The organism is Streptomyces sp. NPDC023723, from assembly GCF_040639815.1.
Lineage (GTDB): Bacteria > Actinomycetota > Actinomycetes > Streptomycetales > Streptomycetaceae > Streptomyces.
This window is the reverse complement of the sequence record NZ_JBFAAP010000008.1, coordinates 1-22,027: the sequence shown is the minus strand read 5'-3', so window position 1 is coordinate 22,027 and position 22,027 is coordinate 1. Positions and strand designations below refer to the sequence as shown.

At 72.0% G+C, this 22,027-nt stretch carries 22 protein-coding genes and 3 pseudogenes; 12 read left to right on the top strand and 13 right to left on the bottom strand.

The window, feature by feature from the left end; translation table 11 throughout:
- Window positions 1-48 precede the first annotated feature (48 nt).
- Window positions 49-834, bottom strand: a complete 786-nt coding sequence (locus tag AB0G32_RS11805) for a hypothetical protein (RefSeq protein ID WP_361161639.1) — start codon at window positions 832-834, stop codon at window positions 49-51.
- A 315-nt stretch (window positions 835-1,149) separates the two neighbouring features.
- Between AB0G32_RS11805 and AB0G32_RS11800 the strand changes: the two genes are divergently transcribed.
- Window positions 1,150-1,281 carry a hypothetical protein gene (locus AB0G32_RS11800; RefSeq protein ID WP_361161637.1) on the top strand — a complete coding sequence of 44 codons (132 nt, stop codon included), beginning with the start codon at window positions 1,150-1,152 and terminating at the stop codon, window positions 1,279-1,281.
- Window positions 1,282-1,401: 120 nt separating this feature from the next.
- Here the strand turns inward: AB0G32_RS11800 and AB0G32_RS11795 are convergent, their stop codons facing one another.
- From AB0G32_RS11795 to AB0G32_RS11785, 3 genes are all read right to left on the bottom strand, one after another.
- Window positions 1,402-2,091, bottom strand: a complete 690-nt coding sequence (locus AB0G32_RS11795) for a CBS domain-containing protein (RefSeq protein ID WP_361161635.1) — start codon at window positions 2,089-2,091, stop codon at window positions 1,402-1,404.
- A gap of 49 nt (window positions 2,092-2,140) precedes the next feature.
- A complete protein-coding gene (locus AB0G32_RS11790) occupies window positions 2,141-2,599 on the bottom strand; it encodes a cyclic nucleotide-binding domain-containing protein (protein WP_361161633.1) in 459 nt (152 codons plus the stop codon).
- 252 nt (window positions 2,600-2,851) lie between these two features.
- Window positions 2,852-3,073 carry a hypothetical protein gene (locus AB0G32_RS11785; protein ID WP_361161631.1) on the bottom strand — a complete coding sequence of 74 codons (222 nt, stop codon included), beginning with the start codon at window positions 3,071-3,073 and terminating at the stop codon, window positions 2,852-2,854.
- Window positions 3,074-3,493: 420 nt separating this feature from the next.
- Here AB0G32_RS11785 and AB0G32_RS11780 point away from each other — a divergent pair, with 420 nt between their 5' ends.
- On the top strand, window positions 3,494-4,396 hold the full coding sequence (locus AB0G32_RS11780) for a universal stress protein (protein ID WP_361161629.1): 903 nt from the start codon (window positions 3,494-3,496) through the stop codon (window positions 4,394-4,396).
- A gap of 129 nt (window positions 4,397-4,525) precedes the next feature.
- Here AB0G32_RS11780 and AB0G32_RS11775 read toward each other — a convergent pair whose 3' ends face one another.
- The 4 genes and pseudogenes from AB0G32_RS11775 to AB0G32_RS11760 all read right to left on the bottom strand — a co-directional run.
- On the bottom strand, window positions 4,526-5,038 hold the full coding sequence (locus AB0G32_RS11775) for a flavodoxin domain-containing protein (RefSeq protein WP_361161627.1): 513 nt from the start codon (window positions 5,036-5,038) through the stop codon (window positions 4,526-4,528).
- 60 nt (window positions 5,039-5,098) lie between these two features.
- Entirely contained in the window at window positions 5,099-5,758 is a 660-nt protein-coding gene (locus tag AB0G32_RS11770; protein WP_361161625.1) for a CBS domain-containing protein, read from the bottom strand.
- Between the two features lie 166 nt (window positions 5,759-5,924).
- Window positions 5,925-7,355 (bottom strand): ABC transporter permease, encoded by a 1,431-nt coding sequence (locus tag AB0G32_RS11765; RefSeq protein WP_361161624.1) that lies wholly within the window; start codon window positions 7,353-7,355, stop codon window positions 5,925-5,927.
- A 226-nt stretch (window positions 7,356-7,581) separates the two neighbouring features.
- Window positions 7,582-8,520, bottom strand: a pseudogene (locus AB0G32_RS11760) (ABC transporter ATP-binding protein); the annotation flags it as partial.
- A gap of 281 nt (window positions 8,521-8,801) precedes the next feature.
- Between AB0G32_RS11760 and AB0G32_RS11755 the strand changes: the two are divergent.
- Window positions 8,802-8,939 (top strand): annotated as a pseudogene (locus AB0G32_RS11755) (acyltransferase); the annotation flags it as partial.
- Here AB0G32_RS11755 and AB0G32_RS11750 read toward each other — a convergent pair.
- Window positions 8,916-9,332 (bottom strand): hypothetical protein, encoded by a 417-nt coding sequence (locus tag AB0G32_RS11750; protein WP_361161622.1) that lies wholly within the window; start codon window positions 9,330-9,332, stop codon window positions 8,916-8,918. The pseudogene AB0G32_RS11755 and the gene AB0G32_RS11750 overlap by 24 nt on opposite strands.
- A 263-nt stretch (window positions 9,333-9,595) precedes the next feature.
- Between AB0G32_RS11750 and AB0G32_RS11745 the strand changes: the two genes are divergently transcribed.
- The gene (locus tag AB0G32_RS11745; RefSeq protein WP_361161621.1) at window positions 9,596-11,164 is read left to right on the top strand and encodes a hypothetical protein; all 1,569 of its coding nucleotides are present in this window, start codon (window positions 9,596-9,598) and stop codon (window positions 11,162-11,164) included.
- Window positions 11,165-11,256: 92 nt separating this feature from the next.
- Here the strand turns inward: AB0G32_RS11745 and AB0G32_RS11740 are convergent, their stop codons facing one another.
- Together AB0G32_RS11740 and AB0G32_RS11735 are read right to left on the bottom strand one after the other, a co-directional pair.
- The gene (locus AB0G32_RS11740; RefSeq protein ID WP_361161620.1) at window positions 11,257-11,625 is read right to left on the bottom strand and encodes an AIR synthase-related protein; all 369 of its coding nucleotides are present in this window, start codon (window positions 11,623-11,625) and stop codon (window positions 11,257-11,259) included.
- 22 nt (window positions 11,626-11,647) lie between these two features.
- Complete coding sequence (locus tag AB0G32_RS11735) at window positions 11,648-12,097, bottom strand: hypothetical protein (RefSeq protein WP_361161976.1); 450 nt, start codon at window positions 12,095-12,097, stop codon at window positions 11,648-11,650.
- On the opposite strand from AB0G32_RS11735, the gene AB0G32_RS11730 reads away from it, so the two are divergent.
- Complete coding sequence (locus AB0G32_RS11730) at window positions 12,020-12,310, top strand: hypothetical protein (RefSeq protein WP_361162014.1); 291 nt, start codon at window positions 12,020-12,022, stop codon at window positions 12,308-12,310. The two genes, AB0G32_RS11735 and AB0G32_RS11730, sit on opposite strands and share 78 nt — an antisense overlap.
- A 103-nt stretch (window positions 12,311-12,413) precedes the next feature.
- Here AB0G32_RS11730 and AB0G32_RS11725 read toward each other — a convergent pair whose 3' ends face one another.
- Entirely contained in the window at window positions 12,414-12,992 is a 579-nt protein-coding gene (locus tag AB0G32_RS11725) for a hypothetical protein (protein WP_361161619.1), read from the bottom strand.
- A gap of 676 nt (window positions 12,993-13,668) precedes the next feature.
- Here AB0G32_RS11725 and AB0G32_RS11720 point away from each other — a divergent pair.
- The 6 genes from AB0G32_RS11720 (at window position 13,669) to AB0G32_RS11695 (ending at window position 20,239) form a co-directional block, all read left to right on the top strand.
- A complete protein-coding gene (locus AB0G32_RS11720) occupies window positions 13,669-14,157 on the top strand; it encodes a universal stress protein (protein ID WP_361161618.1) in 489 nt (162 codons plus the stop codon).
- Window positions 14,158-14,187: 30 nt separating this feature from the next.
- The gene (locus tag AB0G32_RS11715) at window positions 14,188-14,514 is read left to right on the top strand and encodes a universal stress protein (RefSeq protein WP_361161616.1); all 327 of its coding nucleotides are present in this window, start codon (window positions 14,188-14,190) and stop codon (window positions 14,512-14,514) included.
- Window positions 14,515-14,736: 222 nt separating this feature from the next.
- Window positions 14,737-15,615, top strand: a complete 879-nt coding sequence (locus AB0G32_RS11710) for a universal stress protein (RefSeq protein ID WP_361161615.1) — start codon at window positions 14,737-14,739, stop codon at window positions 15,613-15,615.
- A 36-nt stretch (window positions 15,616-15,651) separates the two neighbouring features.
- Window positions 15,652-18,021, top strand: coding sequence for a glycosyl hydrolase family 65 protein (locus tag AB0G32_RS11705; protein WP_361161613.1), 2,370 nt, complete (start codon window positions 15,652-15,654; stop codon window positions 18,019-18,021).
- Window positions 18,022-18,280: 259 nt separating this feature from the next.
- Window positions 18,281-19,180 carry a universal stress protein gene (locus AB0G32_RS11700; RefSeq protein ID WP_361161612.1) on the top strand — a complete coding sequence of 300 codons (900 nt, stop codon included), beginning with the start codon at window positions 18,281-18,283 and terminating at the stop codon, window positions 19,178-19,180.
- A 153-nt stretch (window positions 19,181-19,333) separates the two neighbouring features.
- Complete coding sequence (locus AB0G32_RS11695; protein ID WP_361161611.1) at window positions 19,334-20,239, top strand: universal stress protein; 906 nt, start codon at window positions 19,334-19,336, stop codon at window positions 20,237-20,239.
- A 41-nt stretch (window positions 20,240-20,280) separates the two neighbouring features.
- Here the strand turns inward: AB0G32_RS11695 and AB0G32_RS11690 are convergent, their stop codons facing one another.
- On the bottom strand, window positions 20,281-21,402 hold the full coding sequence (locus tag AB0G32_RS11690) for a hypothetical protein (protein ID WP_361161610.1): 1,122 nt from the start codon (window positions 21,400-21,402) through the stop codon (window positions 20,281-20,283).
- 266 nt (window positions 21,403-21,668) lie between these two features.
- Here AB0G32_RS11690 and AB0G32_RS11685 point away from each other — a divergent pair.
- A pseudogene (locus AB0G32_RS11685) lies at window positions 21,669-22,027 on the top strand (hypothetical protein); the annotation flags it as partial.

Below are 22,027 nucleotides of genomic sequence, written 5' to 3'. Positions count from 1 at the left end.
CGGTGACCAGTGTTGCCCGGCGCGCGTCATGCCGCAGCGCGACCGGCGTCAGGGACACGACTCCTCGAACTTGACCGCCTTGAGCGTGACCGGCTGCCCGTTGAGTGATGTGCCGGCGGTCGGCTGCTGTGTACACACCTTCCAGTTCGACTCGACCAGTACCCAGCGGTCGTCCGGCAGGGCGTCCTCCACCGTGAAGGAGACACCGGAGTCCAGGGCGGAACGCGCGGCCTTGACCGACTCGCCGGCGAAGTCCGGCATCTTGCCGCCCTCGGCGGCCGGGGGCTTCTCGTCCTTCGCTGGGCAGTCCTCCTCCAGCTTCACAGCCCCGAAGTCGAGGTCGGTGTCGGTCGGCTCGGAAGAACCGGCTTCGACGTTCTGGCTGCACACCTTCCAGTTCCGGTCGAACGCCTGCATACGGTCCCGGCCCAGCGCGTCGTGGGAAGTGAGCCCGTAGAAACCGGCTTCCTGCGCCTCGTCCTGCGCCGACTGCAGGCCCATACCGACGAAGTCGGGGACGGTCGCCTTCTTCGGCGCGTCCGCGGTGGGCTTGTCATCGTTGGCCACCTTGGCGGCTTCGCTCGGTGAGGGCTCGGCCGTGGCGGTCACGGTGACGGTGGGCTGCGGCTCGCCCTTACTGCTGACACTCGCCGCACTCTCGTCGGCGTTGCCGGCGGAACCGACGCCGACCCCGACGAAGAAGACGAGAACCACGGCAGGAATCGCGATGCGCTTCCGCGCCCACTTCGGCTTGCCGCCGGGCTGCACCGGCGGCCCGAACGGAGGCGGTCCGGCGAACTGCGGCTGGGCAGGCGGCGGCTGGTTGTACGACATACGTCCCCCACGAATCAATTGGTGCCAGATGACCGTAAGGGGTGCGATGTGCCCACGGGGAGACCTTGAGGGGTAAGTGACAGAATCGTGATGGAAAGGTGAACGTTGAACCGCTCTCCGCCCCTGGCTGTCGGCGTCGTACTGCCCTTGTCGGCTGCCGCTTTGGCGGCGTGGTGCCTTTGCCCCACTACCGGTCACGCCCCGACCACGCCACCACATTCCTCAAGATCACCTGCTGAGTACGCATCAGCCCTGCCGTCCGCAAACCGCCGGATCTCCGTCCTGTGAGAGGACAGCGAGCACGGCCTACGGACGATGGATATCTGGGAAGTCCCGCGCACCGTTATCGAGTACCGGCACGTCAAGGAGGCCCGGGCCAAGCGCCAGCATGTCGACGGCCGCGACACTCTTATCGAACCTGAGGCCAACCTATTCATCCTGCCTTGACTCGATTCACCGCCGTCAACGGAGGACGGCGAGGGCCCGAAACCCGAGCTGAGGGCATGCCGGAACCAAGACGAAGGGTCGGCGCGCGATAGGAACGCTCGGGTCAGGCGCCCACGCCTGTCACCGCTGTGTCTCCTCGGGCCGGTCGTCGGCGGCGTGCGGCGCGTCGGTGGCCGGACGGAACTCCACATCGACGACGCCCTCGACGGCACGCACCAGGCGTGCGGCGACGGGTATCAGAGAGGTGTCCCGTATCCGGCCGGTGAGGGTGACCACGCCGTCCGACACGTCCACGGTCACGGGCGACGGGGAGACGGAGAACAGGTGCGGCACGATCTCCCGGCGGATCTCCTCGGCGAGTTCCCCGTCCGTGCGCAGGAACACTTTGAGCAGGTCGGCCCGGCTGACCACGCCTTCAAGCAGCCCTATGCTGCTGACAACGGGCAGCCGCTTGACCTTGCGCTGGGCCATGATGCGCGCCGCTTCGGGAAGTGTCGCGTCGGGGTGAACGGTGACCGCGGGCGTGGACATCAGGTCGGCTGCCGTCAGTCCGCCGGCCTTGGCCAGGTCGGCGAGCCGACGCCGCTGGGTGAAGCGGTCCGGATCGCTGTCGCGGAACTCTTCCTTGGGCAGCAGGTCGGCCTCCGAGACGACGCCGATCACACGGCCCTCGCCCTCCAGGACAGGAAGGGCGCTCACTTTCCACTGCTGCATGAGCGTGACGATGTCCTTGAACGGGGCGTTCCGGCCCACGGCCACCACGGTGTGCGTCATGACGTCGCTCACGACATGCGGGCTGTCCGGGAACATGCTTCTCACCTTCACATGGTCGGGGTCCTGCCACGTCGGGACCGCAGCATCACAACCGATTGCCGCTTCCGTAGGGGGCGAACAGGTCGAGCAGACGGATACGTGCCGCGTGCAGCCGATGGGCGACCACGTCGCCGACCCAGGCGGCCACCGCACGGCCGAACTCGGCATCTTGGGCGCACAGGTCCCGTACGGCCTGTGCGTCGAACTCCCAGGCCCGTACCGGGCTCATCGCCTCGGCGCCCAGATGCCACCGGTAGGGCGAGAAGTGCCAGGACCAGCCGACCAGTTCACCGTGGCCCAGAGTGTCGACGACAGCGGCCCGCCGGCCCGGCACGTGCAGGTCGAGCGTGACGGTGCCGGTACGCACGACCCAGAACCGGTCGGCCCGCCGGCCTTCCTCGAACAAGCGCGTTCCGGCCTCGAAGGACACCTCGTGGGCGTTCCGCATCAGGCGCTCACGGTGACCGGCTTCGAGGGCCGCGGTCAGTGTCTTGGTGGAGGTCATCGTCTTCGCCCCCTTTCCGTCTTGAGTCGCCGATTACAGTCTGACCGTGCGCGGTGCCAGTGGCCACGGGCCGTCCGGACCCCGAGGCGGTCCGTCCGGCCCTACTCGCGTGCGCGACCCCTTGATGTGCTGAGAGCGACGGGAAGGACGCCTGCCAGAAGGACGCGGAGGAGCGGCCGGCGGCCGCGCACCGCGCGATCAGGATCCGCGAGAAGCGGGTGCCGTCCTTCCCGTCAGGGGAGGCTGCTGTGGTCAGTCGCGGTAGGACCGGTGGTCGTCGTGCTTGCCGATGTAGTGCCGTCGCTCGACGACCTCGTTCTCGCCGGGGCGGAGTATGGCGCCCGGTGTGGACATGAAGGCGATGAGCCCCAGAATGCCGGCGGCCATCAGGATGAAGCCCACCATGAACGAGCTGTAGCCGAACACCAGACAGGCGCCGACCACCGTCGCGCCGATCAGCAGGAGCGGAATCATGGCTGAACCCCCTTCGCGTTCCCGCATCGGCCGCGGCCACCGGCGGTGGCGCGAGCCGCAGTAAGGCTTCCCGGCCGGCGGGTCTGCCCGGCCGGCCGTGAGGCGTTCGCCGGGCACCCGGTGCGAACCGGGTGCCGGACGTTTCCCTGGGCCCAGCGTCCGGCGGGCGGAGCGGGAGGCCGAGGGGCCGACCGGTGCACGGGCACACGCCGAACGGCCCCTGCGTTCGCGGTCACCTGCCGGACGTACCGGTCCGCACCGGCGCGGGGCTGTTCGGCCCCGGCTTTCGCCGGGGCCGAACGTCCTGGGACGGGGCCGATCCGCCCCTCCTGCCGCCGGACTGCCGGTGCGACCGTGGGCAAAGGGACACGGCCGCACCACTTCGGGCGGCGCCCGGTTCGTACGGAGGAGGTGGGGACCATGCAGTGGCCCGTGGTCACCGGAGTCGACGGATCCGCCGAGAGTCTGGCCGCCGCCGAGTGGGCGGCCCGCGAGGCTGTGCGCCGGGAACTGCCGCTGCGCCTGCTGCACGTGCGCAACTGGCATCCGGGCCGGGGCGAGGGCGAGTCGGCCCCCGCAGCTCGACGTGCCCTCGCACGGCAGCGTCTGCGCCAGGCGGAGCAGCGGGTACGCGCCGGGTGCCCTGAGGTACGGGTGGACACCGAGCAGGTCGAGGGCCCGGCGACACAGGCGCTCGTCGCGGCGGCCGGGCACGCGGAGGTCCTGGCGCTCGGCTCGCGTGGCCTGAGCGGTGTCGCGGGCTTCCTGGTGGGGTCCGTCGCGCTCGGGGTGGTGGCGCGGGCCGAGCGTCCGGTGGTTCTCGTCCGCGCGGGTGAGGAAGCGGCGGACGAACACTATCCGGCCGATGACGGAGGGCCGTCCACCCGCAGCGGCTTGCGCGACGTGGTCCTCGGCATCGACTTGGCCGATCCATCCGACGAGGTCATCGAGTTCGCCTTCAACGAGGCCCGGCTGCGGGACGCGCGGCTGCGGGTGGTGCACGCCTGGCAGGAGCCGGGGCCGCTGACCCTGGGGCCCGGAGAGGTCGGCCTGACGGCCGGTCCCCGCCAGGCCGACGAGTGGCGGGGCTTCCTTTCCGCCGTTCTCCAGCCGTGGCACGACAAGTACGCCGACGTACGGCTGCTGGAGACCCTGACCGAGGGGCGCCCCTCGGGGGTCCTCGTACGGGCGGCGACCGGCGCCGGCCTGCTGGTCGTCGGCCACCGGCTGACCGACCGGCCGGTGGGACCGCGTACCGGGCAGGTCACCCACGCCGCGATGCACCACGTCGGATGCCCGGTGGCCGTCGTGCCGCACTGGTGAGAGGCGGGCAGCGGCAACGTCCGCGCCCGGTTCCAGGACCGCCTCCCGGCCCCTGGAACCGGGGCGCCGGCGGACCGGGGTGCTGCCGAGCATGCTCTCCCGCTCCCGCGACATCCTGCCGGGCCGGCCTCAGCCGCCCCTCCTCAGGTTCTCCGCGATGCCGGCCGTCCACCCGCGGACGGCGGCCCAGTCCCGGAAGTCGCCGAACCGTCCGCCCAGCAGCACGAAGAACAGACGTCCGGCGCGTGGCAGATGGGACCGCTCGATCACACCGGAGAAGAGCCGGTGACCCCGGTACCGCAATGTCGGCGGCAGATTCCGCTCGATGACCGCTTCCTCCTTCGCGGCCAGTCGACGCCACGGTCCGCGCAGCGCCGCCGGCATTCCCACGCTGTAGAGCCACACCGGGCGCGTGGCGAGCAGTTCCTGGTGCACGCTCAGGAAGTCCTCGGCCGGCGCGAGCCAGCGTTGACTGTGGACGGCGCTGCCCAGCACGAACGCCTGCCAGGCGTGGACGTCCTCGACCTCCGCGAAGGGCCTGGCCTCCGCGGTGAAACCTTCGTCGCGCAGTGCGGCGGCCATCCTCTCGGCAATACTCCTGGTGGAACCGTGAGCGGTCGCGTAGGCGACCAGGATGTCCATGTTCTCCCCTCACTTGGTCGCGTCTGCCAGGCACTTGGACGTGCGGCTCGTCGACGCCTGTCACAAGCGCCGCACACGACCGTCCGTCTCCGTGAGACGGCACTCCACGCCGATGACACCCTCGACCGCACGCGCCAGCCGAGTGGCGGCCGGCACCAACGAGCGGTCCCTGACCCGGCCGCTCAGGACGACGATCCCGTCGCGGACGTCCGTCCGTACGGAGTTTCTGGGCGTCGGGAACAGATACGAGACGATCTCCCTGCGCACCTCCTCGGCAATGTCGTCGTCCTTCCGCAGGAAGACCCTCAGCAGGTCGGAGCGGCTGATCAGCCCGACCGGACGGGTCTCGTCATCCACCACGGGCAGCCGCCCCACCTGGTGGCGGGTCATGAGGTGCGCGGCCCGGGCCAGCGTGCTGCCGGTGTCGACGGTGAGGGCGGGGCCGGTCATCAGCTCCGCGGCGGTCCGCGCACCGGCTTTCGCCCCGGCCGCCGGACAGCAGGCACGCGGATACGGGTGGCGGTCGCGGAACTCCTCCGTGCACAGCAGGTCGGCCTCGGAGACGACGCCGACGACGCGGGCCCTGCCGTTCAGCACGGGTACCGCGCTGATCTTCCACAGCGCCAGGAGCCTGGCGATGTCCTTGAAGGAAGTGGTGCGGTGTACCGTCACGACGTCGCGGGTCATGACATCACTGACGATGTGCGGGCTACCGTGCACGAGCGGCTCCCCGAGGCTAGTAGTGAGCGGTGCGGTGGCTCCTACTTCAGGCTGCACCGGTCCCGAGGGGCGACCACGGGCCGTCCGGACCGGTTCCGGCACCGTTGGTCCCGGTCTCGTCCGTACTTGGCCGGGGAACCGCGTCCGGACGGATTCAGCCCGCCCCCTATCCCACGTCGCGCCCGCGGAAGCCCGCTTGGCCGACGGCCGTCAGGCCGGCCGCGAGCAGGGCGAGGACCACGAGGGGAGCGACCCCGGACTTCCCGGCGGGCAGGTGGGGGACGTGCTCGAACGGGGAAAGACCGGTCACCCGCCCGGACAGGCCGAGGACCTCTCCGAGCAGCCCGATCAGCAGGCACAGAGCGAACAGCGCCCAGGCGCCGACGACCGCGCCGGGAAACAGCCCGTACAGCGCCGCCGCGAGACCGGCGAGAACCCACAAGGCGGGGGCGTAGACGAGCGCCGCCGCCAGCAGCCGCGGGACCTGGCCCGCGTCCCGGCTGACGACCGCGTATGCGATGCCCGTGCCCAGGCCCGCCGAGACGAGTACCACCACGCTGCCGCCCATCGCCACCACCAGGTGGCCGGCGAACCAGCGGCGTCGGGACACCGGGGTGGCCAGCACCGGCTCGGCACGCAGGGCGGTCTCCTCGCCGCGCGGGCAGAGCGCGGACTGCACGGCGAAGCCGGCCCCGACCAGGGCCACCGTGAGCAGGGAGCGGCTGAGGAAGGCGTCGGTGAGATCGGCACCGCCATAACCGGCGATGATGTCCCGCATGGTGTCGTTGTCGCCGACGAAGTCCTCCACATCGTCGGCGACCCAGCCGTAGGCGACTCCGGCCAGGAACACGGCGCAGCTCCAGCCGAGGAGACTGCCCCGCTGCAGCCGCCAGGCCAGCCCCAGCGGCCGGCCGAGGCTCCGCGCCGCGCGCGCCGGACCCGGCCGGGGTGCTACCAGACCGGCTCCCAGGTCCCGCCGGGCCGCGAGGGCGGCCGCCCCGACAACCGCGGCGACGGCGCAGCCGACCGGGACCAGGAGAGGCCACCAGCGTTCGTCGGCGTACGGCCTGCTCTTCTGCGCCCAGCCTATGGGTGACAACCACGAGGCCCTGCCGTCCCCGGCGTCGCCCACCGCCCGGAGCAGGAACGCCAGGCCCAGCAGGGCGCCGGCGCTGCCGTGCACGACCCGGGTGTTCTCGCTGATCTGCGCGAAGACCGCGGTGGCACCGGCGAAGACGAGCCCGAGGGCACAGAAGGAAGCGCCGAAGACGGCCGACCCCGTGACAGGCAGGTCCAGGACGATGAGTCCACCCGAGAGCAGCAGGCCGACAACGACGTTCATGGCGGTCGCCACGAACAACGCCGAGGCGGCGTTCGCGTGCCGCCCGACCGCCATGGACCGGATGAGCTCCGCACGGCCCGCCTCTTCCTCACCGCGTGTCTGACGACCGACCATGAACAGGGTCATCAGCGCGACGAGCACCATCCCCAGGGAACTCGTCTGGAAGGCCACCTCCCCGCCCAGCGTGTCGAGGGCCAGGGTAGGCCCGTTGAAGGCGATCGACGCGGCGTTGTCCTCGCTGGCGCGGGCCGCCACGTCCAAGTCGTGCTGAGTGGGGTAGAGGCCCTTGACGCTGGCAGCCGTCAGCAGTATCAGAAGCGGGACCGCTGTGGTCCAGAGCGCGATGCGGACGCGCTCGCGGCGCAGGAGGAAGCCGGTGAGGGCGCGGGTCCCGGTCAGTTCGAGCGGCCACGCGGTCATGCTCCCGTCCCGTCCCGTCCCGTGCCGTTCCGCTCGGACGGCTGTCCGGCAGACGGCGTTGCCCGGCCGGTTCGTCGCCGTAGTGACGCAGGAACAGTTCCTCCAGTGTGGGCGGCCGGCTGACCAGGGTCCGGATGCCGAATGCCGTGAGGTGGCGTACGGCTTCGTCGAGATGACCGGTGTCGATGTCGAAGCGGGCCCGGTCACCGTCGGACCGCACTTCGTGCACACCAGGGAGCGTGTCCAGTCCGGTGAGCCGCCGGGCGGTGTGGACGTCGATCGAGGTCCGGGTGAGGTGCCGCAGCTCGGCCAGGGTTCCGCTTTCGACGGTGCGCCCGGACCGGATGATGTCGACCCGGTCGCAGAGCGTCTCGACCTCGGCCAGGATGTGACTGGACAACAGCACTGTGCGTCCTTCGGCCTTCACTTCGCGGACGCAGGTCTGGAAGACGGTCTCCATCAGCGGATCGAGACCCGAGGTCGGCTCGTCGAGGATCAGCAGCTCGGCCCGCGACGCGAGCGCCGCCACCAGTCCGACCTTCTGCCGGTTGCCCTTGGAGTAGGTACGCGCCTTCTTGCCGGGGTCGAGTTCGAACCGGTCCAGCAGTTCGTCCCGGCGGGCATGGTCCAGGTCGCCGCGCAGCCGTCCGAAGATGTCGATGATCTCGCCACCGGTCAGCCTCGGCCACAGGCTGACGTCCCCGGGCACATAAGCCAGCCGCCGGTGCAGCGCGACCGCGTCATGCCAGGGATCGCCGCCCAGCACGGTCGCCTGACCGGAGTCAGCCCTGAGCAGCCCGAGCAGCACACGCAAGGCGGTGGTCTTGCCCGCGCCGTTGGGCCCGAGGAAGCCGTGGACCTCACCCGTGGTCACCGTCAGGTCCAGGTGATCCAGGGCACGCGTGTGCCCGAACGTCTTGACCAGGCCGGAGACCACGACAGCCGCGGAGCCGTCATGCCGGTCGGCCGGGGGACGTCCCGGGGCGGGTAAGGCGGACATGATCACCTCTCGAATGGGCTCGGCTACGACCTTCTCGAAATCGAGGAGGCTCGGGCAGGGGCCGAAGGTCCCCCGCCGCGAAGGAGACAAGGGTCCACGTCGGGCCGAAGGGCGCGAGACCGGGCCGTCCGGCCCATGAGCCGGCGAGCTGGCCGCCGCGAAACTGGAAGCACGGGGCGGGCGGAGGGGGAGGAACCGTGGCGCGCGACCGGAAAGGGCACGCGGCGTCGCGGCTCGCCATGGGCGGCCGGCCGGGAATCGCTCACCCGCACACCGACTGATTCCTCTTCCTGCTCGCCTGGCCCCTGATCGGTGCCGCTGTCCTGGCGGTCGGCTGGGTCGAGGACATCGCGGCCAGGCGCGCACCCCGACTCTGGCCGAAACCGGTCACCCGGTCATCGGACCGGCCGGCCGGGTGAGCACGTGGTCCGGCCGGTCACACACCGGCCCGGATGCCGGAGACGAGGCCGGTGGCTGGGCACTCCTCGGCGTGCCAGCACACCGTCCGCATGACGAACGGCCTCCCAGCGCGTCAGCCGCTGTCGCAGCCTCGGAGCCAGATAGTGGTCGCGCAGGGCACCGGAGAGCGTGCCGCGGCCGACATCACTCAGTACGTCGATGTAGGCGCCGTAGAAGTCGGCGACCCGGTCGACGGCGGACGTCGGACGGCCCACCCTGACCGGGACGGCGACGGTGTCCGCGGTCGCCGAGGCGTCGTCGCGGCCGACGCTCGCGCCCGTCGCTTCCGCAGCGGTGAGGGCCGGCGTCGAAGTGGTCGGTGTGACATGACGCAGGAGATGGTTCTTCGCCATGGCTCTGCCCCCTCGGGTGCGGGAGAACCGATCCGGTCCCCGATGCCACTGCACCTCCGCGGCGGGCACGGAACCATGGGCCGACCGGCCCCTCACCACCCCCCGTTCAGCCCCTGGAGGGCAGTCCGGTTCCGTCGGATGCTCGAAGTACCGGTCAGGGGGAGGGGAACATGATGACGAGGTCGGCTCCTGGTCGTCTCCGCAACGGTACGCAGCGCATCGGTGGGGCCGGGACACGTCCGGCGGGGTGCCGTGTGGTGATCGTGGCGACGGACACGGACGCGAGTGCCCGTGCCGCCGACGGTTGCGGAGAGGAAGGGCTCGCGCTGCCGCAGCCTTCCGCTGAACTCGTCGATGACCTGTTCGCCGTTCTGCCGCGAGGGGCGGCCCTCGCCAATCCGGTGACCACGACCGCCGACGTGGGCGAGGAGCAACTGCGCCAATGCGTCGCCCGGATACTGCACCAGCAGGACACGGACGCCGTGCTGGTGGTACTGCCCCGGGCCACGGGCGTCGCCACCGACGAGCGGCTGACCCGCGCGGTCACCCGGGGCGGACCCCGCAGGAGCAAGCCGGTCGTCATCGTACGGACCGGCCAGGGCCTGCCCGTGCGGCTCCTGCCGGCCGATCACGACACGGTCGTCGCGTCGTATGCGGACGTCCGGGCAGCGGCCCGGTATCTGACCCGTTCCGCCCGCCGCGCCACGGAACCGTACCGGCCGCACGGCGAGTTCCCGGTGTCCCCCTGCCCCCGCGTACCAAATACGCGACCTCTTGCGCAGGTGCCTGGTCCGGCTGCTCCGTCACCATCCGACGGAGGAGGTTTCGAAGGAGGAAGCATCATGCCCTCGACGACCGAACGGGTCGGCCGCGCCGCGCTCCACCTCGTCCGCGCAGCCGTCCTCGCTCCCTCACCGCACAACACCCAGCCCTGGGCCTTCGCGGCGGACAGCGACGACCAAGGCATTCACATTTACGCGGATCACGGGCGGCGGATGCCGCTGACCGACCCGGGCGGCAGGGAGATGGTGATCGCCTGTGGGGCGGCGCTGTTCAACACCCGCCTCGCCACGCGACGCCTTGGCTTCCGCCCGGTCGTCGACACGCTGCCGGATTCAGGGAACGCTGCCCTCCTGGCCCGCGTGACGTTCGGCGCCCACGCCCCGGCCACCCCCGGCGAACTGCTCCTGGCGGGTGCGATGCCCCGCCGACACACCCACCGCGGCCCGTTCGGGACCGAACCTGTGGCGGAGGAACTGCTCGGCGAACTGTACGACCAGGCCCGCGCCGAGGGCATCGCGCTACAGGTCATCGACGAGCCAGAGCGCCTGGAATTCCTCGCGGACCTCGTCCGTGAGGCCGAGGAGCACAACCGTACTGATCACCGCCGTGCCGCCGAACTGGCGCGGTGTGTCGGACGGCACGGCGTGCCCGTCGCGGCGTGCGTCCCGCACCCGGACCACACCGTGCTGGCCGGCCGTGACTACCTCGCCCTCGCCCTCCGGCGCGACACACAGGGCCGGCGGAACCATGCCGGTACGGGCACCGTGATCCTGCTGTCCAGCGCGCGGGACGAACCGCCGGACTGGGTCCGGTCAGGGCAGGCGCTGCAACGCGTCCTGCTGTACGCGGCGGTCCACGGTGTGAAGGCCGCCTTCCACACCCAGCCGCTGGAGGTGCCCGCGCTCCGCGCGGAAGTGCGGACCAGGCTAACGGCCGGCCGCTTCCCGCAGTTGCTGTTGAGGTTCGGCCGGGCCCCGACCACACTCCTCCTGTCGCGGCGTCCGCTGCCCGAGGTGCTGGTGCCCCCTGCCTCGCCCGGCCGGGCGTGAGCCCCGCCGACGAGGAAATCAGCAGATGCGAGGGAGCTGTGCGCTCAGCGGCATGTCCAGGGTGTGCGGGGCGCCGACCAGAGTACGGAGCGTCAGGCGTCCGAGTGGCCCGGGCGGCAGGACCTCGCCGATCCGGACGGCCTCGCCGCCCTCGGGAAGGGAAGCGAACGCAGGTCGGCCGGTGCCTCGTCGGTCCGGCCGGAGGCTATGAACGCGACCAGGCAGCCCTCGTCGGCGACGATCAGCGGATCGGGGCCGAGCAGGTCGCAGGCGGGGGCGACCGCCCAGGGCACGGACACGGCCTGTTCCTCGATCTCGACGGCGACCGTGGAGGCGCGGGCGATCTCGTTCAGGGCGGCGGCCGAGCCGCCCCGGGTAGGGTCGCACAGCGCTTGCACGGTGCCGCCCAGGGATACGAGGGTGCGTCTCAGCCGGTGCAGCAGGCGGCTGTCGGATGCCATGTCGCTGTCAATGCCCAAGCTCTCACAGGTGCCTGGCACGGCCGTGCGGTGCAGTCTCACCGACCTCGCCAGCGGGACGCCGTCCCCCGGGGCGGGCCGGAGCGGCCGAGAGGTGCGGCACGGCCGTCGCGTTAGTGGGCACCGTCGGTCCGAACCCGACGGCGAGTAACACCACCTTGCGGTCCGGACGTGCGGCGGTCAGCCGAACGGCGTCCATGAGGGCGTACACCATGCGGACGTCGTGCCGCGCGCCCGCGGGCACAGCAGGTCGGTGTCCGTGCCGGGCATCCGGGGCATGTCGCCGAAGCGGGCGAGGATCACCCCGGACCGGGCGGCGATCGCAGGGCCCGGTCCGGAGCCTCCGGCGGGGCACACAGACCGGGCGGCCCGATCCGTGGATCATCCGCATGCCGACGGGCAGCAGTTCGTCGATGACCTGGTGCAGCAGGGGGTGGGTCTGCCCGCCGCACATTTCCATGATCCGCCAGGGCCGCGACGCCGTCCGCCGCAGTTACGTCAGCAGCTGCCGGGCGAACACGGCAGCGCGGTCGTCGAGATACCTCATGGCGTACGTACGACCGTCAGGCCGAGGAAGTGGATGGGGCACAAGATGCAGGTGTCGTGGTTGCTGACCGTCGGCTGGCACTGGACAGTCAGCTCGTCGTCCGTGACGTGCCTGCGCTGAGGCTGTCACGATCACCACTCTGCGCCCCGATCACCTGACAAGAGCAGGGGCCGGAGGTCTCGGGAAAGAGATCCGGCGTTCCCCGGACCCGGTTGCCGAGTCGTCAGCCCGTCCTCTCGCTCCAGCGGGGACCGACCACTCGCCACTCCTTGTCCCACATTCCGAGGCGCCACCGCTCCAGACGGCAGCGAGCCAACGCGGACGCGCCGCCGATGCCGCCGGAAAGGGCGAGCGCGGCCCCCATGCCGAAGAGGGCCGCTTCCACCGCGGCCTCCGCCGGATCGGCCGGCTGCGGGACGAGCGTGCCCTGCGGGTCCTGCCAGAGCGTGACCGTGCTGCCCGACCGCGCTCCGGTGGGCACCAGGGTGCGCCCGGTGCGGGTGGTGCCGTCGGGCGCCGTCCACCGCACCCCGGCCGTGGCACGGTGGGTGCCGTCGGCCGCCGACGTGCTCTTCGAGACGTCCGTGAGCACGACGGCATGGACCGCCTGCCGTTCGGCACGCTGCCGGTCGAAGACACCGTCGGCGAACTCGGCCGTCACCAGGCCGGTGACCGTTCCGCCCACCGCGATGACCACCCACGTCACCAGTACGATCCAGGCTTCGACGACGTCGACGGGGCGGCGCATCGGGTTGCGCCGCCAGCGCCACAGCGGCTTGGGTCGGCAACTGTTCGCGGACATGGCCCGGCACCTCCTGAGGTCGCTCTGTGACCGTGGCAGCGGCGGGTCCTGAGGAACAGGGGCTGTTGAGCCAGTCGCCCGGGCCGACGGTCCCTTTCCGACGGGGCGGGTGGTGACCCGGCCGACCAGCGGGGCGGTGGGACGCCGTCGGCCGGCCGTGTGGTCCGAGGGACGGCCGCCGTCCCCGTGACACGGGACGACGGCCGCCGTGCGCGAGAACACTCGCCTCCCCCTGGCACCGAGGTCTCGCGCGGGTCGTCCTGGGGGTCGCGAGGCGCGCGGGAGCAGCCGCCTCGGATCCGTCAGGACGAGGTCCGTGGCCGGCCCTTCGGCCGGCGCGACAGGTGGGCTCCGGCAGCCGCCCGCTGCCGGACGCGTAGTCGTTTGCCAGGGCGGCATCCTAGAGCGGGCAGCCGTCGGACGACAGGTAGCGATCGGGCCTGAACGATCCGGGACCGTGGCCGCCGTCCGGAGAGGGCGGACGCCGAGACCATCGTCGGTGAAGCTCAGCCTGAGGACTTGGTGCCGGGACGGGCAGGGCGGTGAGGCATGGGAGTTCCGCCAGGACGTATCTCGGTCGTGGTCGTGGTCGGGACCGGTACCGGCCCCGCCTGGCGGGCCGCCCTGGCCTGGGGAGCCGCCGAAGCCGCCACCGCGTGGTCTGTCCCTCGGCCTGGTGCACGTCCACGGCCCGTACGAGGCCGCAGCACCTGTCCTGCGCGAGGCGATGGTCTCCGTTCGGACGCGACATCCCCGGCTGGACGTCCGGGCGTTGTCGACCGGGGACGATCCGGTGGCGGTGCTCCGCGAACACGCGCGCACGGCCGCGACGGTGGTGCTCGGCACCGAAAGGGCGGGCACGCGGCGGACACGGGCCGGACCGGACTCGGTCGTGTCACGGATCATCGCCCATGCCGACTGCCCGGTTGTGGTCGTGAACGACACCGTGCCCGTCGGTCGGCCGGATCGTCTCGTTGTCGGCGTGGACATCGCCCTGGAGGGCCGCCGTCATGCCGCGACCGCCGTCGACCACGCGGTCGAGGAGGCGGCTCGACGTGGGATCGGGCTGCGGGCCGTGCACGTGTGGCGCCCGCCGTTCCTCGGTGTGCTGGACGAGTGGGCGGCGGTGCGTGAGTGTCGGGGGCTGCTGGCGGCCTTGGTCTAGGCCCGCCATGACCTCGCCCCGAAGGTCGACATGGGCCACGAGGTGGTCCGTGGTTACCCGGTGCGGGTGCTCGCGATGGAGTCCGTCCGCGCGGTCGCCGTGGTGGTGGGTACCGGCGGGCGCGTTGGTTTCGGCGGAGCGCGGCTCGGTCCGGTCGTCCGGGGGGTACTGAGCCGGGCCCGGTGGCCGGTCGTGGTCGTTCCGCATGCGGACCGGCACCGCTTCCGCTCCGGTCCGCCGCGTGTGGCCCCGCTCTGCCGGCTGGTGCGGGTCGCCGTCCGGCGCCACGCCCGCCGACTGCGCCGCCTCACCCGCGTACGGCTGACCCGGGTCGCTCTGCCGGGACAACACAGCTAAAGGATGTACGTGGACGTCAGGGCTGCCTCGGGCGGTGAGGACGTCGACGCCCCGCCCGCCTCGCCCACCACCCCACGGTCCGTCGCGTCTTGGACCGGCACAGGGGCCGAACGTCCCGCACGAGGTGCCGATCCGCCCCTGTCCGGGCCGCGGTCCGCGTGCGACGGTGGCCAGGAACTCCGCGCCGTGCACAGGCGCAGCTGAATCGAGGCGGTGGTGACGATGACGGAACTCCCCCTGGTCGTGGGTGTCGACGGATCGGAGTCCAGTCGGCAGGCCGTCGACTGGGCCGCGGACCAGGCGGCCCGGCACGGGCGGCCGCTGAGGCTGCTGCACGCCACCCACTGGGAGCGGTACGAGGAGACCCTCCCGACGGGCGGCCTGGAACGCCCGTCCGCGCCTGCCGTGGCGGACCACATCGTCGAGGACGCCGCGCGGCGGGCCCGGCGGCGCCGGCCGGGCGTCGAGGTGTCCGCCGAGGCCGTCGCGGACGACCCGGCGGGTGCCCTGCTGCGAGCGGGCGACCACGCTTCGTCCCTGGTGGTCGGGGAACGCGGCAGAGGAGAACTGAAGGGACTGCTCCTCGGCTCGGTGAGCCTGGCCGTCGCGGCACGCGCCCGGTGTCCGGTGATCGTGGTCCGCGGTGACCAGGCCGGCCTGGCCGGCACCCACGAGCGCGTCCTGCTCGGTGCCGGGCAGCCGGACACGGGCGGTGAGGCGGCACGGTTCGCCTTCCGCGAGGCCGAGGCGCGCGGCTGCGTCCTGGACGTCGTACGCGCCTGGCGCTGCCCCGTGTTCGAGGGGTCCGACCACCCGGCGCTGGCCGACGACCCGGCGCACCAGCACGAGGAACAGGCGTCGGCCCTGCTGGACGCCGTGCTGCGCGGCGCGGGAAGCGGACACGAAAGGGTCCGGGTGCGCGGGGCGACGACCGAAGGGCCGGCCCACAAGGTGCTGGTCCACCGTTCCGCCGCCGCGGACCTCGTGATCGTCGGAGCGCGGCGCAGGACGGGCCACTTCGGTCTCCAGCTCTCCAGGGTGAGCCACACACTGCTGCACCACGCGCACTGTCCGGTGGCGGTCGTGCCGGAGCGGAACTGACGACGGACGCGAGGGCCTGCGCGAGGAGCGATCACCGTGACGGACCGGACCTGGACGTACGACGGTTATCAGCCCGCCGACGAGGCACTGCGGGAGTCGTTGTGCACACTGGGCAACGGCTACGTCGCGGTCCGCGGGGCACTCCCGGAGTGCGTGGCGGACGGCGTCCACTACCCGGGTACCTACGTGGCCGGCTGCTACGACCGGCTGACCTCGGCGGTCGCCGGTCACCAGGTCGAGAACGAGGACATGGTCAACCTGCCCGACTGGCTGCCGCTGCGCTTCCGCGCAGCCGGCGGCCGGTGGCTGACGCCTGACACCGCCGGTGTGCTCGCGCACCACATGTCCTTGTGTCTCGACTCCGGCCTGCTGGACCGCCGGACCCGCTACGGCCTGGGGCAAGGGCGGGTACTGGAGATACGGCAGCTGCGTATCGCGCACATGGCCGATCCCCATCTCCTGGTGCTGCGCACGGAGTTCACCGCGCTGAACTTCCACGCGGACCTCCAGGTGGAGGCGGCGCTCGACGGCACCGTCACCAACGGCAACGTGGCCCGCTACCGAGCGCTCGACGGCCGGCACCTCACACACGCGCACACCGGCGACCACGCCGAGGACACGGTGTGGCTGCGCTGCCGTACCCGCACCTCGGACATCCGCGTCGGCATGGCCTCCCGCCTGACCTGCGGGCGTCCGGTCAGCGTCCAGCACGAGCCCTCGCGCGCCGTGCAGTCGACGACCCTGCCCTTGACACCGGGCGTCACCGCCATCGTGACCAAGACGGTCGCCGTGCACACCTCGCGGGACCCCGCCATCACCGATCCCCTGTGGGCCGCGGCCGACCGGGTGAGCCGGGCGCCCGCCTTCGAGGAACTGCTGGAGACCCACCTGACGGCCTGGGACCAGCTGTGGCGCAGGTCCGAGATCGACATCCCCGGAGAGGCCGGGGACATCCTGCGGCTGCACCAGTTCCACGTGCTGCAGACGCTGTCCCCGCACACCGCCGACCTCGACGTGGGAGTGCCGGCCCGCGGGCTGCACGGCGAGGCATACCGAGGCCACGTCTTCTGGGACGAACTGTTCGTGCTGCCCTACCTCAGCCTGCATCTGCCCGAGGTGTCCCGGGCCCTGCTCCGCTACCGGCACCGCCGGCTGGAGCGGGCCTGCGCCGCGGCGCGCGAGGCGGGCCGCAGGGGTGCGCTGTACCCGTGGCAGAGCGGCAGCGACGGCCGTGAGGAGACCCAGCGGCTGCACCTCAACCCGCGCTCGGGCCGCTGGCTGCCCGACCGCTCCCGGCTGCAGTACCACGTCGGGTCAGCGATCGCCTACAACGTGTGGGACTACTGCGAGGCGAGCGGCGACACCGAGTTCCTGCACACCAAAGGGGCTGAGATGCTGTTGCAGATCGCCCGTTTCTGGGGTGACGCGGCCGTCTGGGACGAAGACCTGGGACGGCACCGCATCAGGGGTGTGATGGGCCCGGACGAGTACCACGACGCCTACCCCGACGCAGCGCAGGCGGGCCTGGACGACAACGCCTACACCAATGTCACCGCCGCCTGGGTCCTCGTCCGCGCCTTGGAGGTACTCGGCTCCCTGCCCGAACCCCGCCGGCGTGAACTCGTCGAGCGCACCGGCCTGGACGGCGGCGAACTCGAACAGTGGGAAGACGTGTCCCGTACCCTGTACATCCCCTTCCACGACGGTGTCATCAGCCAGTTCGAGGGCTACGGGGACCTGGCCGAACTCGACTGGGGCGGCTACTACAAGCGGTACGACGACATCCGCCGCCTCGACCGTGTCCTGGAGGCGGAGGGCGACAGCGTCAACCGGTACAAGGCGTCGAAACAGGCGGACGTCCTGATGCTCGGCTATCTGTTCTCGCCGGCGGAACTGTGCGCCCTCTTCGACCGGTTGGGCTACCGCCTCGACGACAGGACCTGGTCCCGTACGGTCGACTACTACCTCGGCCGCACCAGCCACGGCTCCACCCTCAGCGGACTGGTGCACGGCTGGGTCCTGGCCCGTGCCCGGCGTGCCGAGGCTTGGACGTTCTGCCAGGAGGCACTGCGCGGCGACATCGCCGACCTCCAGGGCGGCACCACGGGTGAAGGAATCCACCTGGGAGCCATGGCCGGCACACTCGACCTGGTACAGCGCGGACTGACCGGGCTGCGGGCCCGGGACGGAGCGCTGTGGCTGGACCCCGTACCGCTGCCGGAACTCTCCTCCTACGGTTTCACCGTCCGGTACCGGGGCCACTGGGGCGTGCGCGTGCGCCTGGAGCGCGGTGTGCTGGAAGTCGCGGTACCCGCCTCGGAGCAGCCGCCCGTCCACATCCGGCTGGCCGGCCGCTCCGTCGACGTCCAGCCGGGGGAGACCTGCCGCCTGGTACTGCCCGAGTGAGTCGCTGCCGAGACGGCTCGCGGAGGGCGGGAAGACGGGGAGCGGCCGATTCCGCCGCCGCACGCCGGGCAGGGGCCGTACGGCCCGGACGGGGGCCCGGAAGCCCCTGCCCGTCCGCTCGCCGGAGCGGGACGCTGGTAACGGGAGAGAGATTCCCGCGGAGGTGTCCGCCGTACAGCCGGTTCTTCCTGAGCCGCCGGCTCCGCCGCCTCCGGTCGTACACCTGGCCACGCACGTGACGCACGAGGAGGTGACGGTCATGATCCCGAGGCCGGTAGTGGTCGGCCTGGACGGTTCGCGCGAGAGCCTCGCCGCGGCCCACTGGGCAGCCAGGGAGGCCCTGCGGAGGGAACTGCCGCTGCGGTTGGTGCACGCCTTCGAAGGCCTGCCCGACAGCGGTACCAGGGCGAACCTGCCTGAGCTGCGGGCGCCGCAGTACTTCGCGCGCCGGATACTGCGCGCCGCCGTCGACGAGCTGAACGAGCGGTATCCGCGGCTGTTCCTCGCCGCCGAGCAAGTGGCCAAGCAGCCCGGCCCCGCCCTGCTGGCCGAGGACGACCACGCCGAGATGCTGGTGGTCGGCAGCCAGGGATTCGGCGCGGTGGGCGGTCTCGTCGCGGGCTCGGTCGCGATGGTCGTCGCCGCGCACGCCGGACGACCGGTCGTCCTGGTCCGGGCCGGTACGACGGAAGAGGCCGAACACCTCCCGGTCGAAGGGGGCAAACCGTCGGTGGACACGCCGTGCCGTGACGTGGCCGTCGCCCTCGACACCGGCGGACCGTGCGAGGAGGTTCTGAGCTTCGCGTTCCGGGCGGCCGAGCTGCGGCACGCCCCGCTGCGCGTCGCACACGCCTGGCACGTGCCGCTCGCGCGAGGAGTGGTGGACGCGGAGGAACGGGCCCGCATCAGGCGGGCGGTCGAGCGAGAGGTGGAGGAACTGCTGACGCCCTGGCGCCAGAAGTTCCCGGGGGTACCCGTCACGGCCGTCCTGCACGAGGGACGCGCGGGACACGTCCTCGTGCGGGCGGCGGAGGGCGCGGGGCTGCTCGTGGCCGGCCGGCGCGGCAGGCGCGCGGCTCCCGGTCCGCACACCGGACCGGTCGCCCACGCCCTGATCCACCACGTCGGCTGCCCGGTGGCGCTGATCCCGCACGACTGACCGGCCCGAGCGCCGTGCCGGTGAGTGTCCCTTCCGACAGTGTCCGCAAGAGGAACGATCCGGGGCCGTCCGGCCCCTGGGCCTTTCCCGGCCGACAGGAGCAGGCTGCGTACAGGCCAAGAGGTCGCGGACGTACTCGGAGGGGACATCACCATGCCGCACAACGTCATCGTGGGTATCGACGGATCGCCCGCCGGTCTGGCTGCCGCCCACTGGGCGGCCCGCGAGGCCGTACGCCGGGGCACGGGCCTCGGCATCGTCCACGCCTGGCGCCTCAACCCCCGGCCGTCGCCGTACGTTCCGCTGGACTACACGGAGCACGACTGGGCCGCGTCGCTGCTGCGGGAAGCCGTGGACAGCGTACGACGGTCCCACCCGGACCTGCCGGTGACCGACCGTCTCGTACGCGGCGCACCGGTCGACATCCTGGTCGCCGCCGCGGCAAAGGCGGAGATCCTGGTCCTGGGCTCACTCGGCCTGAGCACCCTCGGCGGCTTCGTGACCGGCTCCGTGTCCCAGCGCGTGGTGGCGCACTGCGTACGGCCGGTGGTCCTGGTGCGGGCGGAGCGGCCCACGGGCGCCGGGGGAGAGCCGGCGCCGGCCGGAGCCGCTGCTTCGGTCGTCCTCGGATTGGAAGTGGACCATCCCAGTGACGAGTTGATCGAGTTCGCGTTCGACGCCGCCCGGCGACGCGACGCGGAACTGCGCGTGGTGCATGCCTTCAAGGCGTCCCTGCGGCCCGTCTCCGACGCATCGGTGACCGTGGCACCCGCCGCCCCGTCGGCGGCGGTCACCGGTCCCCAGGAACTCGCCGCGCGGGAACGCGCCGTCGTGGCCGCGCTGCGGCCCTGGTGCGAGAAGTATCCCGCGGTTCCCGTGACGGAGACCGTGGTCGTCGGCCGGGCGGCCGGGGTGCTGGCGGACGCGGCTGACGACGCGGGACTCGTGGTCGTCGGGCGGCGGAACGACGGCAGGGGCATAGGCCCGCACGTCGGTCCCGTCACCCACGCCGTCCTGCACCACGTGGCCTGCCCGGTCGCCGTCGTACCGCACGCCTGAGCAGCGGGTGACCGTGCGCCGGCACCGTCACCGCTGGCGCCTCACGGTCGTCGCCACCGGTCGGCGAGGGCGCCACCGTGGGGCGGGCACTGTTCCAGGTGCCCGCCCTGCGCCCGGTCGTGCCGGTACCGGACGGCGGACCGCCCCGTCCGGCCCTCACACCGGCACGGGCCGAAGACCCTGCGTTGCGCTGACTCCATGACGTCCGCGACGCCGAGCCGGGGCGAGGGGCTTCCCTCGGGGCCATAACCCATGCGAAGGACCATCTGTACATGGTGCCCGGCCTCGTTCCTCCCGCCCGACAGAAGACCCCGCAGATCGGTCCACTCCAGACCTTGGTGGAGCAGGGAGGTCCGTACCCCGTGCGCGGTGGCCAGCAGCAGCACGCGTTCCAGCGCCTGGCCGGCGCGCAGCCAGTCGGCCCGGCGGTCGTGTGCGGTGCACAGCACTGCCAGATGCGGGTGCCTCTCGAACGAGCGGGCCGGCAGTACGGCCGGATGCCGGTGGGCGCCGAAGTCCCGCATCGGAATGCCGTCCAGGGCGTCCTGCGGTCCCAGCGCCTCCTGCGGCACGCCGGTCGCCGAAGAGCCCGGACGCCGCAGCCAGTGCCGGCTTTCGGCGGCCCGGTCCGCGTCCATACGGTTCCGGCGCTCCGCTTCCCAGGTGGCGCGCAGAATCCGGTCGGTGCCCTGCTCATCGGGGAAGAACAGCCGACCGCCCTCGGCATGGGCCGCCTCGGACAGCTCGGTGAGCAGCGCCACGGGCAGCGGCCGGTCGGAGAAGGGGAGACGGCTGCTGTGCCGGCGCCACAGGGTCTCGTACCGGCCCGGGGACACCGTCGTCCGGACGGCGCCCGCGAGCCGGACCGTGGCGAGGAGCGCGGGGTGTGCGGGGCTGGGCAGCAGCCTGGTCACCGGCTCCCAGCCGAAGTGCACCGCCGCCACCCGCAGGTTGAGGACGGCGCAGCCGACCGACAGGTGCACTGCCCGTCCCACCGGGTCCGTATGCGGAAGCGCCTGGTGGGTGGCGGCACTGATCTTTATCGTGCGGGTGTCCGGTTCGAGCCCGAAGCGCCAGGGCTGGCTGTTGTGCAGGGACGGCGCGGTCACGGCCGCGGCGACCAGCCGTTCCAGGGTCGCGACGTCGAGCGTCGGAGAGCTCATCACGGCTCCTTCCCGCTCCGCGCCGGATTCGGCGCCGGTAGGTGACCTCATCAGCTTCCGGCGCGGTCGGGCCGTGGCCGAGAGGCCCTACGGCCCTACTTCGGACCCATGGGCCCATGCAGCGGGCTCTCCGCCGAACAGCCCTGCGGAAAAGGTCCGTTGGTCCCTGATGAACCGGCCCTCCGGCATCCGGCGCCGCATCGCCGCCCCGGCCAGAGTGAGTGGTGTCAGGAAGTGTTCGGACTATCCGTGAAGGGGTCATCGTCATGGCCGTGCATGAGCAGCCGCATCGCAGTGGAGGTTTCCACTTGCCGTCGTTGCGCGGGGATCGCGCGTCGGTGTCCGGGCCGGTGGTGTCGGCGGAGGCCGGTACGCGCACCGCGCGGGCCTATGTCTTCGCGTCGGCCCGTCTGCTGATGGGGTTCGTCTTCCTGTGGGCGTTCCTGGACAAGACGTTCGGGTTCGGGTACGCCACTGTTTCGGGCAGGGGCTGGGTCGACGGGGGGTCGCCGGCCGAGGGGTTCCTGGGCCGGGTGGCTGTGGGGCCGATGGAGTCGACGTTCCGTGCGTGGGCCGGGGATGCCTGGGCGGACTGGCTGTTCATGCTGGGTCTGCTGGGTGTCGG